Below are 15,805 nucleotides of genomic sequence, written 5' to 3' on the forward strand. Positions count from 1 at the left end.
TTCTCGATGCGCGGAGGTCCGCCTGGAGTGCGTGGTACGGGGTGCCTCTTGCTGTGTGCGTGGCGGTTGCGTCGTGGCGTGTCGCGCGGTTCCCCGCGCGCCTGGGTGGGACTGGTCAACCGGTGTAGGGATCCGGGGTCTTGCCCGGCCTCGCCAAGAACGCGAAGTCGCAGCCTGTGTCCGCCTGGGTGATCTGGTCGTTGTAGAGGGCGCCGTAGCCGCGTTCGTAGCGGGTGGCCGGGGGCGTCCAATCCGCCCGGCGGCGCTCCAGCTCCGCTTCTTCCACGTCGAGTCGGAGGGACCGTGCCGCTACGTCGAGGGTGATGCTGTCCCCCGTCCGCACGAGTGCCAGCGGGCCGCCCACGTACGACTCGGGCGCGATGTGCAGCACGCACGCGCCGTAGCTCGTGCCGCTCATCCGGGCGTCGGAGATCCGGACCATGTCCCGCACGCCCTGCCTCAGCAGGCGGTCGGGGATGGGCAGCATGCCGTACTCGGGCATGCCCGGGCCGCCCTTGGGCCCGGCGTTCCGCAGCACGAGCACACTGTCGGCGGTGATGTTCAGCTCGACGTCGTTGATCGTGCGTTGCATGGTCCTGTAGTCGTCGAAGACGACGGCGGGGCCGGTGTGCTTGAGCAGGTGGGGCTCGGCGGCGATGTGCTTGATGACGGCGCCGTCCGGGCAGAGGTTGCCGCGCAGCACGGCGACCCCGCCCTCGGCGGCGACCGGGTTCTCGCGGGTGCGGATGACGTCGTCGTCGTGGACGACGGCGCCCTCGATCTGCTCTCCCAGGGTTCCGTTGACGGTGGGCCGGTCCAGGTGCAGCAGGTCGGTGATCCGCGAGAGGAAGGCGGGCAGGCCACCGGCGAAGTGGAAGTCCTCCATGAGGTACGTCTGTCCGCCGGGCCGGACGTTGGCGAGCACCGGCACGGTGCGGGCGATGCGGTCGAAGTCGTCGAGGGTGAGGTCGACCCGGCAGCGTCCCGCCATCGCGATCAGGTGGATGACGGCGTTGGTGGAGCCGCCGAGTCCGAGCACCGTGGTGACGGCGTCCTCGAAGGCCTCGCGGGTGAGGATCCGGGACGGCTTGAGCGCGGTCCAGGCGAGCTCCACGGCACGGCGCCCGGAGGCGGCGGCCATCCGCTCGTGCCCGGAGTCCACGGCCGGGATCGAGGAGGCGCCCGGCAGCGTCATGCCGAGGGCTTCCGCCGCCGCGGTCATCGTCGACGCGGTCCCCATGGTCATGCAGTGGCCGGGTGAACGCGCCAGCCCGCCCTGCAGGTCCCGCAGTTCGCAGTCGGTCAGATTGCCCGCGCGGTGCTCGTCCCAGTACTTCCACATGTCGGTCCCGGACCCGAGGGTCTCACCGCGCCAGTGGCCCGGCAGCATCGGCCCCGCGGGCACGAAGAGGGCCGGTACGTCGGCCGAGGCCGCGCCCATGAGCAGCGCGGGCGTCGACTTGTCGCAGCCGCCGAGCAGTACCGCCGCGTCGACCGGGTACGACCGCAGCAGCTCCTCGGTCTCCATCGCGAGCAGGTTGCGGTAGAGCATCGGGGTCGGCTTCTGGTACGTCTCGGAGAGCGTGGCGACCGGGAACTCCAGCGGGAAGCCGCCGGCCTGCCACACCCCCCGCTTGACCGCCTCGGCGCGCTCACGCAGATGGACGTGGCAGGGGTTGATGTCGGACCAGGTGTTCAGGACGGCGATCACCGGGCGGCCCCGGTACTCCTCCGCCTCGTAACCGAGCTGGCGCATCCGGGCGTTGTGCGACCAGGTGCGCAGCTGGCCCTCGGCGCCGTACCACTGGTGGCTCCTGAGGTCCTCGGGGCGCAGGCGGCCGGTCATATCGACCACCCCGCGGCGATCGCGGCGACCTCGGCGCGCTGGTCCTCCCGGAGGGTCCGGCTCGGCGGGCGGACCTCGCGGCGGCACAGGCCGAGGGAGGCGAGGGCCTCCTTGACGACGGTGACGTTGTTGGCGGAGCCGCTGTCGGCGCGCAGCTCCTCGAAGCGGCGGATCTGCTCCCAGACCTTCATGGCGGCCGGGTAGTCGCCGGAGCGCAGCGCCTCGATCATGTTCCGGGAGACGGCCGGGGCGACGTTGACGAGCCCGGAGGTGAAGCCGGTGGCGCCGGCGGAGAAGTAGGAGGGGGCGTACGGTTCGGCGAGCCCGGCGACCCACACGAACCGCTCCAGACCGGCGTCCCGGGCGAACGCGGCGAACCTGGCCGCGTCCGGGACGGCGTACTTCACACCGATGACGTTGGGGCAGTGGTCGGCGAGTTCGGCGAGGCGGGCGCCGGTGAGCTGCGCGTCGCGGATGTACGGGACGACGCCCAGTTCGGGGACTGCCTCGGCGATGGCCCGGTGGTAGTCGACCCAGCCGGCCTGGGAGACGTAGGGGTGGACGGGCTGGTGGACCATCACCATCTGGGCGCCGAGCCGGCGGGCGTGCCGGGCGGAGGCGACCGCGGTCGGCACGTCGTGACCCACCCCGGCCAGGATCGCGGCCCGGTCCCCTGCCTCGTCGACGGTCAGTTCCGTGACCAGGCGGCGCTCTTCGGGGGTGAGGGCGTAGAACTCGCCGGTGTTGCCGTTCGGGGTGAGGGTCGTGATGCCGCCGTCGAGCAGGCGGCGCAGCAGGGCCCGGTAGGTGTCCCGCTCGACGGAGCCGTCCTCGGCGAACGGGGTCACCGGGATCGCCACCACGTCGGCCAGGGCCGCCCGCTGGGTCTCGAACGCCACGCCGCTCATTGCTGACCTTCCTGTTCCGGTCCTGCCCCGGGGAAAGCGCGCCGCACGAAGGACGCGATGTGGGAGTGGAGGGCGCGGGCCGCGCCGTCGGCGTCGCCGTCCAGGGCGAGCCGGAGGATCTCGCGGTGCTCGCCGGCCTCCCGCTCCCAGGAGGGCGAGGCCGCCCAGGCGACGGCGGAGACCAGCGCGGCCTGGTCGCGGACCTCGTCGAGCATCCGGCCGAGCAGCGGGTTGCCGCACGGCAGGTACAGGGCACGGTGGAACTCCCGGTTGGCGAGGGAGCGTTCGGCGGTGTCGGTGGCGGCGTCGGCGCGGGCCAGCGCGTCCCGGGCGGCGTCCAGCGGGGCTCCGCGCCGCACGGCCCGCTTGAGCGCTTCGGGTTCCAGCAGCAGCCGTACGTCGTAGACCTCGCGCGCCATGTCCGCGTCCACCATGCGCACCGTGACGCCCTTGTACTGGCTCATGACGACGAGCCCGGTCCCGGCGAGGGTCTTGAGCGCCTCGCGCACCGGGGTCTTCGAAACCCCGAACTGCGCGGCGAGCTCGGTCTCGACCAGCGCCTGCCCCGGCGTCAACTGCCCGGTGAGGATGCGGTGTTTGATCCCCTCCAGCACGAACTGCGTGCGGGAGGGGATCGGCGTGGGCACAGAGGTCATGCGCGCCTCTCGGATCTCGCGGTCCCGGTGGATCGCGTATCGGATCTCGTGTATCGCGTCTCATATATGACGTACGAAGTACGACGCGATGACGGTAGGAGGGCACGTTCGCTTCGTCAATGCTTCGAACAAAGAAACTGCAACCGCTTTCCACGGCGTCCGTGCACGTAGCCCTCTGGCTCACCCCCTGTCGGCTCGCCTCTAGGGCACCTTCCCGATCCCTTCCCCGGGTCCTTAGGCCAACGATGACCAGGCATGACGACGACAAAGACGCCCTGGTCTCTCGCGCGCGTGCTGCGCGATCACAACGCGGGCCGCTACCTCTGCGCGGTGGTGGTCTCCGGCTTCGGCACCTCGGCGCTGTGGCTGGCGTCCGGGGTGTGGGTGAAGGACCTCACCGGCTCGGACGGCCTGGCCGCGCTGTGCATGCTCGCCATGTGGCTGCCGACCCTGGCCGGCCCGCTGCTGGGCACGCTCGCCGACCGGGGACGGCGCACACCGCTGCTGATCGGCGTGAACCTGCTGCTCGCCGCCCTCCTGCTCACCCTCGTGACCGTCGACACCCCGGGCGACCTGTGGCTGCTGTACGCGGTGCTGTTCGTGTACGGCGCGGCGGGCGTCGTCTCCGACGCGGCCGAGTCGGCGCTGGTGGCGACCGCGGTCGACCCGTCCCTGCTCGGCGACTTGGGCGGCCTGCGGATGACGGCCACCGAGGGCATGAAACTCCTGGCCCCGCTGGCGGGTGCGGGCCTGTACGCGGCGTATGGCGGCGCGAGTGTCGCCGTGCTCGACGCGGCGACGTTCGTACTGGCCGCGGGCCTGTACACGATGCTGCGCGTCCGGGAGGACAAGCCGGCGCCGCTCACCGGGAGCCGTCGGCGTCGGACCGCCGAGGGCGCACGCCACCTGTGGGGACACCCGCTGCTGCGACCCTTGGTGGTGGCGGGCGGCGCCACCATGCTGTGCGCCGGCCTGAACGGGGCCATGGCCTACGCCGTCGTCGACGACCTCGGGCACTCACCCGAGTACGCCGGTGTGCTGTACGCCGTGCAGGGCGCCGGGTCGGTCGCGGCGGGCCTGCTCGCCGGCCCCGCCCTGCGCCGCTCGGGCGAGCGTCGCTTCGCGGCGTACGGCATCACGCTGCTGGCGGTCGCGGTGGCCCTGCGGGCGGTGCCGTCCGACCCGCTGGCGCTGGTGTGCTCCGCCGCGACCGGCGCGGGGCTGCCCACCGTGCTGATCGCCACGCTGACCTCGGTGCAGCGCGAGACGCCGGGCCCGCTGCTCGGCCGGGTCACGGCCACGGCCAACACCCTGGTGTACGCGCCGAACGCGGCCGGTCTGGCCGCCGGGGCGGCCCTCGTCGAGCTGGTGAACCACCGGCTGGCGCTGGTGACCCTGGGCGTTGCCCTGTTGGTGACGGCGGCCTCACTGTTCCCACTCCCGGCCAGGGCCAGGACCGCCCCCGGCCGGTGAAGTCGGCCCACCGTGCACCGTCCCCGGCCAGGCCCGGAACCGCTCCGGACCGACGCCTGTGCAGCCTCACCCCCCAGGCCGGGGCGGGGCCCCTCTCCAGCCAGTCGGCGCCCTGTCGCAGCGCCGATCGAGACGGGCAGCTCCGCGACCGGAGAGGGCCGCCCCATCGCCTCAGCGCCCGGCGAGGGCCGCGCGGACCTTCTCCAGGTCGCCGTCCGACGCCAACCCGGCGTGGTACAGCCGCAGTTCCGTGGCCCCGAGCCGCCGGGCCCGAGCCGCGTCGGCCGCGAGCGTGCCGGGACTGCCGCCCATGCCGGAGACGACGGGGAAGTTGGCGGCGATGACGGCGCCCTCCTTGCCCTGGCGGGCGAACGGCGTCAGCGTGCCGGTGCCGCCCGCGCAGGGCACGACCACACCGTCCGCCACGGAGAGGATGTGCGCCGGGTCGACCCCGGGGTTGGCGCCGACGTGGTAGGAGACCGGGTCCGCGTGCAGCAGCACCTGGAAACCGTCGGGCGCCGCCTCTCGCACGGCCCCGACCACCGCCTCCTGGAGCGTGCGGGCGGTGTCGTCGCGGTACGCGCGGGTGGTGTGCGCGAGTGTCTCGCCGAGGAGCTTCTCGATGCCCGGCCAGCCCCCGTCGGAGGGCGCGCCCTGCCACACCGGTTCCAGCGCGGTCCGTACGGCGGCCGCCAGCTCGTCGGCGTCCAGACCGTACCGGCCGTAGCCCTCCCGGCAGGCCGGGCAGAAACAGAGTGCCATCAGGTACTGCCCGCTGTCGCCGAGGCCGACGCCGCCGGTCTTGTCGTGGGCGTGCAGATGCTGCAGTCCGTACCAGCCGAGGGACTCCAGCTCGGTGCCGCGCGCTCCGGGGCGTACGGCCGCCTCCGCCGCCAGGTCGGTCAGGTAGGCGCGGGTGGCGGGCTGGGCGATGCAGGGCGCCCACGGGTAGCGGTCGCCGTAGGCGTTGACGACCGAGGTGCCGGGGTGCTCGGCGCCCAGGCGGGAGTTGTGCGCGAGGACGACCCAGGTGTGCACCTCCAGACCGGCGTCCGTGAGGGCGGCGGCGGCCTCGCCGAAGGCGTCGCCGGGGGCCCAGTCCCCGGCCGGGCAGGGGCGCAGCTCCCGGCCGTCCCAGCGGTCGCCCACCGGGTAGAGCACGGCGGCGTGCCCGGCGGTGACGATGCGGTGCCGTGGATGGCGGGGCGTGAGCGCGCGGGTGGAGTGGTAGGCGGCGGCGAGCGTCACCTGCTCCACGCCGAGTGCGGCGATCCGCGCGGGCGCCTTCGGGTCCCCGTTGACGTCCCAGGGGTAGACGAACGCCGACGCCTTCACTTGGCCTCCTCCAGCAGCGCGTAGCCGCGCTCGATCAGTTCGGCGAGCCGCTTGACATGATCCCCGGTCGGCTCCTGCAGCGGGGGCCGCACCTCCCCCACGTCCAGTCCGCGCAGCCGTACACCGGCCTTGACGAGGGCGACGGCGTAGCCGCGGCCCTGGGCGCGCAGTTCGACGAAGGGGCGGAAGAAACCGTCCAGGAGCTTCTCCACGGTCGGCTCGTCGCCGGTTTGCAGGGCCTGGTGGAAGGCGAGAGCGAGTTCGGGGGCGAAGCAGAACACGGCGGAGGAGTAGAGCGTGACGCCGAGGGCGCGGTAGGCGAGCTGGGTCTGCTCCGCGGTCGGCAGGCCGTTGAAGTACAGGAAGTCGCCCGGGGCCTCGGAGCGCACGGCGCTGACGATCCGCTGCATGAGGTCGAGGTCGCCCAGCCCGTCCTTGAGACCGATGACGCCGTCCGTGCGGGCGAGTTCGACGACGGTCTCCGGTGTGAAGACGGCGTTGTCGCGCTGGTAGACCACGACGGGCAGGGAGGTCGCCGCCGCCACCTCCCGGTAGTGCCGCAGCAGCCCTTCCTGCCCGGCGACGACGAGGTAGGGCGGCATGGCGAGCAGCCCGTCCGCTCCGGCCGCCTCGGCGAGGCGGGCGTAGCGCACGGCGAGCGCCGTGCCGTACCCGGCGCCGGCGACGACCGGCACCCGTCCCCCGGCCGCCTCGACGGCCGCCCGGACGCAGGCCTCGAACTCCTCGGGGGTGAGCGCGTGGAACTCGCCCGTGCCGCAGCAGGCGAACACGGCGGCGGCTCCGGCCTCCACCCCGCGACGCACATGGGTGCGGTAGGTGTCGAGGTCCACGGAGCCGTCCGGGCCGTACGCGGTGACCGGGAAGAACAGCGGTCCGCTGGGGATGTCGAGTCGAGCGGCGAGAGGGGCTGACGTCACGAGCTCTCCCGGTTCCTAGTTCCATATTCATGATTGACGTCCATATTTCTGAACACTGTCACGCTAAGGTGCCGCCGCGGCGCCGGTCAAGCGCGCGAACCCGCGACGCACCAGCGAATTCACCCCTCCGGCGAGCTACTTGACGGGCTCCGCCCCGGCTCCTTAGCGTGTCCACGCATATGAATGCCGTGCGCTCATGTGTCCGGCGGCCGATTCAAGGAGATCCGAGGATGCCCGCTCCCCGCACCGTCCTGCTCACCGGCGCCGCCGGCGGCCTCGGCACCCTGATGCGGGACCTGCTCCCGGACTACGGCTACGAACTGCGTCTGCTCGACATGCGCCCCATCGAGGGGGCTCCGGACGCGATCACCGCCGACCTCGCCGACAGAGAGGCCCTGCGCGAGGCCGTCCGGGGTGTCGACGCGATCATCCACCTCGCGGGCATCTCCCTGGAGGCCCCCTTCGAGAAGATCCTCAAGGCGAACATCGAGGGCACCTACCACCTCTACGAGGCCGCCCGCGAGGAGGGCGTCGGCCGGATCGTCTTCGCCTCCTCCAACCACGCCGTCGGCTACACGCCGCGCCCCCAGGGCGACGACCCCCTCATCCCCGTCGACACCCCGCGCCGCCCGGACACCTTCTACGGCCTGTCCAAGTGCTTCGGCGAGGACCTCGCCCAGCTCTACTGGGACAAGCACGGCCTGGAGACGGTGTCGGTGCGGATCGGCTCCTGCTTCCCCGAGCCGACCAGCGTGCGCATGCTCTCGGTGTGGATGAGCCCCGCCGACGGCGCCCGCCTCTTCCACGCGGCCCTGACCGCCGAGCACGTCGGCCACACCGTCGTCCACGGCTCCTCCGCCAACACCCGGCTCTGGTGGGACCTGAGCACGGCCCGGGCGCTCGGCTACGAACCGCAGGACGACTCCGAGCCGTTCGCCGAGAAGCTCATCGCCGAGCAGGGCGAGCTGGAGCCGGGGAACGAGGCGCACGCCTACCTCGGCGGCCCGTTCGTGACGGACCCGCCGATCTGGCCGTACTGACCGAAAAGAAGCCGCAGCCCGGGCGGGCGGGCACCGAACGGGCCCGCCCGCCCGGGCGTGCGGGCACGGCGCGGAAACCGTGGGGCAACACCCTCAGGGGCGCGGGGAACCGCGCGACCAGCCACAACGCACCCGCAGACGGCCACGGCCTCCCCGCGGCACTCCACGCATCCGCACGACCGAACGGGCACACACGGGCAGGATCGCACCCGCGACAGACCTGGTCACCACTCGGCACCCGCTGTAGAACTTCCCCCATGGCCCGACCGAGGGCCCGAACGGGCAGCACGGCAGGAAGGCGGGTGACGGATGAACAGAACCGCGGAAGAACGCCAGCGCGAGATCGTGCTCGTCGCCCGACGTGACGGCTCGGTCGACGTCACCACCCTCGCGGCCGAGCTGGGCGTCGCCAAGGAGACGGTGCGGCGGGACCTGCGCGTCCTGGAGGACCACGGCCTGCTCCGCCGCACCCACGGCGGCGCCTATCCCGTGGAGAGCGCCGGGTTCGAGACGACGCTGGCCTTCCGGGCCACCCGGCACGTCCCCGAGAAGCGCCGCATCGCGACCGCCGCGGCCGGACTGCTCGGCGACGCCGAGACCGTCTTCGTCGACGAGGGCTACACCCCGCAGCTCATCGCCGAGGCTCTTCCCCGGGACCGGCCGCTGACCGTGGTCACCGCGTCCCTGCCGGTCGCGGGCGCGCTCGCCGGGACCGACACCGTGTCCGTCCTGCTGCTCGGCGGCCGGGTCCGCTCCGGCACCCTCGCCACCGTCGACCACTGGACGACGAAGATGCTGGCCGGCTTCGTCGTCGACCTGGCGTTCATCGGCGCCAACGGCATCTCCCGCGAACACGGCCTCACCACCCCCGACCCGGCCGTCAGCGAGGTCAAGACCCAGGCCGTCCGGGCCGCCCGCCGCGTCGTCTTCGCGGGCGTGCACACCAAGTTCGGAGCGGTCAGCTTCTGCCGGTTCGCCGAGATCGGCGCGCTGGAGGCGATCGTGACGAGCACCCTGCTGCCCACGGCCGAGGCCCACCGCTACTCACTGCTCGGCCCCCAGGTCATCCGCGTCTGACCCCCGGACCCCACACCCCCTCAGGGCGCAGCCACGCCCTGCCATGCCCCTTATCTCCCCATATCTCCAGGAGCGATCCATGCGAACCCAGAGCCGACGACGGCCACCGCGAGCCACGCTCGCCCTGGCCGCCGCAGGGACGCTGCTCGCCCCGCTGCTGTCCGGCTGCTGGGTCGGCGCGGGCGGGGCCGGATCCGGCGGCGACGCCATCAACGTCCTGATGGTCAACAACCCGCAGATGGTCGAGCTGCAGAAGCTGACCCGGGCCCACTTCACCGAGGAGACGGGCATCAAGGTCAACTTCACCGTCCTGCCCGAGAACGACGTCCGCGACAAGATCAGCCAGGACTTCGCCAACCAGGCCGGCCAGTACGACGTCGCCACCCTGTCCAACTACGAGATACCGATCTACGCCCGCAACGGCTGGCTGCACGAGATGAACGGCTACCTGGCCAGGGACCCGGCCTACGACGAACAGGACGTGCTCAAGCCGATGCGCCAGTCCCTCACCGGGGACGACGGCAAACTCTACGGCCAGCCCTTCTACGGCGAGTCCTCGTTCCTGATGTACCGCAAGGACGTGTTCGAGAAGAAGGGCCTCACGATGCCCGCGCGCCCCACCTGGCAGCAGGTGGCGGACCTCGCCGCGAAGACCGACGGCGCCGAACCGGGCATGAAGGGCATCTGTCTGCGCGGCCTGCCCGGCTGGGGCGAGGTGATGGCCCCCCTGACCACGGTCGTGAACACCTTCGGCGGCACCTGGTTCGACAAGGACTGGAAGGCGCGGCTCGACTCCCCCGCCTTCGAGAAGGCGACGAAGTTCTACGTCGACCTGGTGCGCCGGCACGGCGAGTCCGGCGCCGCCCAGTCCGGTTTCGCCGAGTGCCTCAACAACATGACCCAGGGCAAGGTCGCCATGTGGTACGACGCCACCTCCGCGGCCGGATCCCTGGAAGCGGCGAACTCCCCGGTCAAGGGCAAGGTCGGCTACGCCCCCGCCCCCGTGGAGAAGACCGAGTCCTCCGGCTGGCTCTACACCTGGGCCTGGGGCATCCAGAAGGCCTCCCGCAATGCGGACAACGCCTGGAAGTTCGTCTCCTGGGCGTCCGGAAAGGGCTACGAGGAACTGGTCGGCGACACGGCCGGCTGGTCCGACGTCCCCGCGGGCAAGCGGGCGTCCACCTACGCCAACCCCGCCTACCGCGCGGAGGCCGCCGCCTTCCAGGAGATGACCAGGAAAGCCATCGAGGGGGCCAGGCCCGACGACCCCGGCGTCCAGCCGCGGCCCGCGCCCGGCATCCAGTTCGTCGGCATTCCCGAGTTCACCGACCTCGGTACCAAGGTCTCCCAGGAGATCAGCGCGGCCATCGCCGGACGCCAGTCCGTCGAGTCGGCCCTGAAGAAGTCACAGGCGCTCGCCGAGAAGATCTCCGAGGAGTACGAGGGACGATGACAGCGACGACGACGGCCCCCGTGGCCACGACCCCCGTACCGGCGACCCGGCCACCCTCCGCCCGGCTGCGCGCCTGGGCGACCAGAGCCCCGCTGCTGCCCGCCCTGATCTTCATGATCGTCGTCACCCAGCTGCCCTTCGTGGCCACGCTGGTGATCTCCTTCTTCGACTGGAACGCCCTCTACCCCGACGCCCGGCACTTCACCGGCCTCGACAACTACCAGGAGGTCCTCACCGACGCGGACCTGCGCCACTCGGTGTGGACGACCGTGCTGCTGACGGTGGCGGTGGTGCTGGCCGGCCTGGTGCTGGGGCTGGTGCTCGCCCTGCTGCTGGACCGGAGGTTCCGGGGCCGGGGCGTGGTCCGCACGCTGCTGATCGCGCCGTTCCTGGTCGTCCCGGTCGCGGCGGCCCTGCTCTGGAAGCATGTGCTCTACAACCCCGAATACGGCCTGTTCAACGGGTTGTTGCACTATGTGGGCGGCCCGCAGCCGGACTGGATCTCCACCACCCCGCTGCTCGCCGTCGAGGCCTCGCTGGTCTGGCAGTGGACGCCGTTCATGATGCTGATCCTGCTGGCCGGCCTGCAGAGCCGCGACCACGAGCAGATCGAGGCGGCCCGGGTCGACGGCGCGAGCGACTGGCAGATCTTCGTCCACCTGACCCTGCCGCACCTGCGCCGGTACCTCGAACTGGGCGCCCTGCTCGGCTCGATCTACATCGTCCAGAACTTCGACGCGGTCTTCACGATCACGTCCGGCGGCCTGGGCACCGCCAACCTGCCCTACACCGTCTACCAGAGCTTCTACCAGGCGCACGAGAACGGCCTCGCCTCGGCCGCGGGCGTCCTGGTCGTCATCGGCTCGATCGTCATCGCGACCTTCGCCCTGCGCGTGGTGTCGTCCCTGTTCCGTGAGGAGGTGTCCCGCGCATGAGCGCACCGCCGGGCAACGTCATACGCCGTAACGGTCTGGGCCTGCTGGCCTGGCTGGCCGGGATCGTGTTCTTCCTGCCCATCGCCTGGATGGCCCTGACGTCGTTCCACTCGGAGACGGACGCGGCGACGAACCCGCCGTCCTTCGCGGCCTCCCTCACCCTGGACGGCTACCGGGAGTTCTTCGGCGCGGGCGGCGGCGCCAGCCCCTGGCCCGCCCTGGTCAACTCGACCGTCGCGTCGGTCGCCTCCACGCTCCTCGTCCTCCTCCTGGCCCTGCCGGCGGCGTACGCGCTGTCGGTCGACCGCGTCCGCAAATGGACCGACGTCCTGTTCTTCTTCCTCTCCACGAAGATGCTGCCGGTCGTGGCGGGCCTGCTCCCGGTCTACCTGTTCGCCAGGAACGCCGGGATGCTCGACAACATCTGGCTGCTGGTCGTCCTCTACACCTCCATGAACCTGCCGATCGCGGTGTGGATGATGCAGTCGTTCCTCGCCGAGATCCCGGTCGCGGTGATCGAGGCCGCACGGGTGGACGGGGCCAGGCTGCCGACGGTCCTCACCCGGATCGTCGCCCCGATCGCCCTGCCCGGCATCGCGGCGACCGCTCTGATCTGCTTCATCTTCAGCTGGAACGAACTGCTCTTCGCACGGGTGCTGACCGGCGTCGTCGCCGAGACCGCCCCTGTCTTCCTGACCGGCTTCATCACCAGCCAGGGCCTGTTCCTGGCGAAGGTCTGCGCCGCGTCGCTCGTCATCTCCCTGCCGGTGCTCGCCGCGGGGTTCGCCGCCCAGGACAAGCTGGTCCAGGGCCTGTCGTTGGGAGCCGTGAAATGAAGGCCGCCGTCATCGAGTCCGTGGGCAAGGCCGTCGTCGCCGAGGTCCCGGACCCGACGCCAGGGCCGCGGCAGGTCGTCGTCGAGGTCGCGGCCTGCGGGCTGTGCGGCACGGACCTGCACATCCTCCAGGGGGAGTTCGCCCCCGAGCTGCCGATCGTGCCCGGGCACGAGTTCGCGGGCGAGGTGGTCGGCGTCGGCACCCGGGTCACGGAGGTGTCGGTGGGCGACCGGGTGGCGGTGGACCCTTCCCTCTACTGCCACGAATGCCGCTACTGCCGCACCGGTCACAACAACCTCTGCGAACGCTGGGCGGCGATCGGCGTCACGACGCCGGGCGGCGCGGCCCGGTACGCCCTCGCCCCGGTGGCGAACTGCGTGAAACTGCCCGACCACGTCCGCACCGAGGACGCGGCGCTCGTGGAGCCGCTCTCCTGCGCGGTGCGCGGCTACGACGTGCTCCGCTCCCGCCTCGGCGCGCACGTCCTGATCTACGGCTCCGGCACGATGGGCCTGATGATGCTGGAGCTTGCCAAGCGCACGGGCGCGGCCAGCGTGGACGTCGTCGACGTGAACCCGGCCCGCCTGGAGACAGCCCGCCGCCTGGGCGTCTCGGCCGCCGCGGCGAACCCCGGCGAACTCGACCGCCCGCAGGGCTGGGACCTGGTCGTCGACGCCACCGGCAACGCGGCGGCGATCCAGGACGGCCTGGACCGGGTGGCGAAGGCGGGCACGTTCCTGCAGTTCGGCGTGGCCGACTACGCCACGCGCGTGACGATCGACCCGTACCGCATCTACAACCAGGAGATCACCATCACCGGCTCCATGGCGGTGCTGCACAGCTTCGAACGTGCGGCGGAGCTGTTCGCGAACGGGGTGCTGGACCCGGAGATCTTCATCAGCGACCGCCTGCCTCTCGACCAGTACCCGCAAGCACTGGAGCAGTTCGCGTCCGGGATCGGCAGGAAGATCGTGGTGGTCCCGTAACGCGCCGTACAGCGGGGGGGGCAGGCGAAAACCGCTGGGCCACCTGCCTCCCGCCCCCTACGCTCACGCCATGCGACGACCCCACGGATTCAGCTACGAGCAGCACACCGGCAATACCGTCCGCATCACCCACCACGGCCGCCCCGCCACCACCCTGCACGGGCCCCGGGCCGCTCAGTTCCTCACCGAGGTCGAGGCATCCGACCCCCAGCTCGTCATGGCCCGCTGGACCGGCAACTACAAGCGGGGCAACGAACGCACGGCGCGCGATCACCCCCGCAATCGCCGCTGACCCGATTGGGCGCAGAGTAAGGGAACGGCAAAACCGCCTCGCTCGTTCACGGGGCATGACAGCTATGACCCCCGGCTCGAACATCCCCCTCTCCGCCGCCCGCGTGACGGTGGACGTCGCCGCCCCCGTGCGGCTCGACGTTTCGGGCCTGCTGCTCACCGCCGACGGCAAGGTGCGCTCCGACGACGACTTCATCTTCTACAACCAGCCGTCGGGCCCGGGCGTGACGTACCGCTCGGGTGGCGGCACCTCGCCCGACGCGATCGTGGTGGACACCGCGGCCGTCCCCCCGGGCATCGAGAAGATCGTCGTCACGGCGAGCCCGGACGCCGCGGGCCAGACCTTCCAGGGCATCGAACCGACGGCCACCCTCCGCAACGCGGACGACAGCTCCGTCCTGGCCACGTTCACCCCTCCGCAGCTCGGCGCCGAGACGGCCCTGGTGATCGTCGAGATCTACCTGCGAGGCGGCCAGTGGAAGGCCCGGGCCGTCGGCCAGGGGTACGCCAACGGCCTCGCGGGCATCGCCACGGACTTCGGGGTCACGGTGGAGGAGCCGGCCGCCCCGGCCCAGACGGCGGCCCCGGCCCAGCCGGTGTCCCCGCCGCCGGCACCGCCGCAGCCCCCCGTCGCGCCGCCCGCCCCGCCCGTCTCCACGCCCGCGGCTGCCGCCGCCCCGGCCGCGCCCGCGCCGCCCGCGCCCGGCGCCGGGAAGATCAACCTCGACAAGGGCCGCGTCAGCCTCCAGAAGAACCAGACGGTCTCCCTGGTCAAGGGCGGGCGCCCCCTGCTCTCCCAGGTCCGGATGGGTCTCGGCTGGGAGCCGGCGTACCGCGGCAAGGACATCGACCTGGACGCCTCGGTCATCGCCTACGGGCCGCAGCGCAACCACATCGACAGCTGCTACTTCGGCAAGCTCCAGATCATCGGAGGCGCGATCCGGCACTCCGGTGACAACCTCACGGGCGAGGGCGGCGGGGACGACGAGGTCATCGCGGTCGACCTCGGCCGTCTCCCCCAGGAGGTCACGGGCCTGGTCTTCACGGTCAACTCCTTCTCCGGCCAGAAGTTCACGGAGGTCGCCAAGGCCTACTGCCGCCTCCTGGACGGCACGACCGGCGAGGAACTGGTCCGCTTCGACCTCACCAGCGCCGAGCCGCAGACGGGCGTGATGATGGCCAAGCTGATCCGCCAGTTCTCCGGAGAGTGGGAGATGACGGCGATGGGCGACTTCGTGAAGTCCCGCACGGTCAGGGGCATGGTCAAGCCGGCAGCCCAGGCCCTGTAAGCGCCTTCTTCCCCGCGCCCCTTCAAGGGGCGCGGGGAACTGCGCGACAAGCCCCCACCGGCGGCACCCTGCGACACTCCCGCACCCCTACGGCGCCCGGGAGCGGCGACCGGCGCCGCCGCTCACACGGCCCTCGGCCGCACGCCCTCCACCCACAGCATCAGATAGCGCCGCACGTACGCGCACTCCGCATCCGCCAGCTCCGCCGCGGCGGCTACACCATGGACCAGCCGCAGGATGTCGACCGGCTCGACGTCACCCCGCAGCGTGCCTTCTTCCTGAGCCGCCCGGACCAGCCGTCCCGCCGCGCTCCTCACCGAGTCGCCGCAGGCCGTCCCCACGGGGGAGCCGGTGTCGCTGGCGGCCGGGCCCAGCAGGGCCTTCAGGCCGCGCACCTCGATCAGCCCGGCGCCGAGTTCGTACAGCCACTCCACCAGCGCCTCACCCGGCGGCAGCCCGGCCGCCAGCTCGTCCGCCCGGGCCGCGATCGCCTCGACACGGTCGAGGTACACGGCCTCCAGCAGCGCGTGCCGTGTCGGGAAGTGCCGGTACAGGGTGCCGGAGCCGACCCCGGCCCGCTTGGCGATGTCGTCGAGCGACGCCCCTTCCCCGTACTCGGCGAAAGCCTCCACGGCGACCTTCAGCAACCGCTCGTGGTTGCGCCGCGCATCCGCCCGCATGGGCCTGGCCCGCACCATGCAGCACTCCTCACCAGCCGGGAACCCCACTCCTCAGCCTAGTG

General features: G+C 72.0%; 15 protein-coding genes. 9 read left to right on the top strand and 6 right to left on the bottom strand.

Features of this window, described 5'->3' with window-relative positions:
- Positions 1–115: 115 nt before the first annotated feature.
- The 3 genes from araD to IE212_RS24960 are packed head-to-tail and all read right to left on the bottom strand — an operon-like array spanning position 116 to position 3,410.
- On the bottom strand, positions 116–1,846 hold the full coding sequence (gene araD, locus IE212_RS24950; RefSeq protein WP_190200177.1) for an L-arabinonate dehydratase: 1,731 nt from the start codon (positions 1,844–1,846) through the stop codon (positions 116–118).
- Complete coding sequence (locus IE212_RS24955; RefSeq protein ID WP_190200178.1) at positions 1,843–2,754, bottom strand: dihydrodipicolinate synthase family protein; 912 nt, start codon at positions 2,752–2,754, stop codon at positions 1,843–1,845. Before IE212_RS24955 ends, araD begins: the two co-directional genes overlap by 4 nt.
- Positions 2,751–3,410, bottom strand: a complete 660-nt coding sequence (locus IE212_RS24960) for a GntR family transcriptional regulator (RefSeq protein WP_190200179.1) — start codon at positions 3,408–3,410, stop codon at positions 2,751–2,753. Before IE212_RS24960 ends, IE212_RS24955 begins: the two co-directional genes overlap by 4 nt.
- Before the next feature lie 255 nt (positions 3,411–3,665).
- On the opposite strand from IE212_RS24960, the gene IE212_RS24965 reads away from it, so the two are divergent.
- Positions 3,666–4,883, top strand: a complete 1,218-nt coding sequence (locus IE212_RS24965) for an MFS transporter (RefSeq protein WP_190200180.1) — start codon at positions 3,666–3,668, stop codon at positions 4,881–4,883.
- 171 nt (positions 4,884–5,054) lie between these two features.
- On the opposite strand, the gene IE212_RS24970 is transcribed toward IE212_RS24965, so the two are convergent.
- Complete coding sequence (locus tag IE212_RS24970) at positions 5,055–6,218, bottom strand: hypothetical protein (RefSeq protein WP_190200181.1); 1,164 nt, start codon at positions 6,216–6,218, stop codon at positions 5,055–5,057.
- Positions 6,215–7,156 carry a 5-dehydro-4-deoxyglucarate dehydratase gene (locus tag IE212_RS24975; RefSeq protein ID WP_190200182.1) on the bottom strand — a complete coding sequence of 314 codons (942 nt, stop codon included), beginning with the start codon at positions 7,154–7,156 and terminating at the stop codon, positions 6,215–6,217. The genes IE212_RS24970 and IE212_RS24975 overlap by 4 nt, the downstream gene beginning before the upstream one ends.
- Before the next feature lie 230 nt (positions 7,157–7,386).
- On the opposite strand from IE212_RS24975, the gene IE212_RS24980 reads away from it, so the two are divergent.
- From IE212_RS24980 to IE212_RS25015, 8 genes are all read left to right on the top strand, one after another.
- On the top strand, positions 7,387–8,196 hold the full coding sequence (locus IE212_RS24980; protein ID WP_190200183.1) for an NAD-dependent epimerase/dehydratase family protein: 810 nt from the start codon (positions 7,387–7,389) through the stop codon (positions 8,194–8,196).
- A gap of 309 nt (positions 8,197–8,505) precedes the next feature.
- The gene (locus IE212_RS24985; RefSeq protein ID WP_190200184.1) at positions 8,506–9,273 is read left to right on the top strand and encodes a DeoR/GlpR family DNA-binding transcription regulator; all 768 of its coding nucleotides are present in this window, start codon (positions 8,506–8,508) and stop codon (positions 9,271–9,273) included.
- Positions 9,274–9,352: 79 nt separating this feature from the next.
- Entirely contained in the window at positions 9,353–10,726 is a 1,374-nt protein-coding gene (locus IE212_RS24990) for an ABC transporter substrate-binding protein (protein WP_190200185.1), read from the top strand.
- A complete protein-coding gene (locus tag IE212_RS24995) occupies positions 10,723–11,661 on the top strand; it encodes a carbohydrate ABC transporter permease (RefSeq protein WP_190200186.1) in 939 nt (312 codons plus the stop codon). Before IE212_RS24990 ends, IE212_RS24995 begins: the two co-directional genes overlap by 4 nt.
- Entirely contained in the window at positions 11,658–12,497 is an 840-nt protein-coding gene (locus IE212_RS25000) for a carbohydrate ABC transporter permease (RefSeq protein WP_190200187.1), read from the top strand. The genes IE212_RS24995 and IE212_RS25000 overlap by 4 nt, the downstream gene beginning before the upstream one ends.
- Positions 12,494–13,483: a zinc-dependent alcohol dehydrogenase family protein gene (locus IE212_RS25005; RefSeq protein ID WP_190200188.1), complete on the top strand. Its 990-nt coding sequence runs from the start codon at positions 12,494–12,496 to the stop codon at positions 13,481–13,483. The genes IE212_RS25000 and IE212_RS25005 overlap by 4 nt, the downstream gene beginning before the upstream one ends.
- Before the next feature lie 70 nt (positions 13,484–13,553).
- Positions 13,554–13,775: a hypothetical protein gene (locus tag IE212_RS25010; RefSeq protein ID WP_190200189.1), complete on the top strand. Its 222-nt coding sequence runs from the start codon at positions 13,554–13,556 to the stop codon at positions 13,773–13,775.
- Between the two features lie 64 nt (positions 13,776–13,839).
- The gene (locus IE212_RS25015) at positions 13,840–15,063 is read left to right on the top strand and encodes a TerD family protein (protein WP_190200236.1); all 1,224 of its coding nucleotides are present in this window, start codon (positions 13,840–13,842) and stop codon (positions 15,061–15,063) included.
- A 122-nt stretch (positions 15,064–15,185) separates the two neighbouring features.
- Here IE212_RS25015 and IE212_RS25020 read toward each other — a convergent pair whose 3' ends face one another.
- Positions 15,186–15,761, bottom strand: coding sequence for a TetR/AcrR family transcriptional regulator (locus IE212_RS25020; protein WP_190200190.1), 576 nt, complete (start codon positions 15,759–15,761; stop codon positions 15,186–15,188).
- Positions 15,762–15,805 lie beyond the last annotated feature (44 nt).

The organism is Streptomyces djakartensis, from assembly GCF_014651075.1.
GTDB classification, from domain to species: Bacteria; Actinomycetota; Actinomycetes; order Streptomycetales; family Streptomycetaceae; genus Streptomyces; species Streptomyces djakartensis.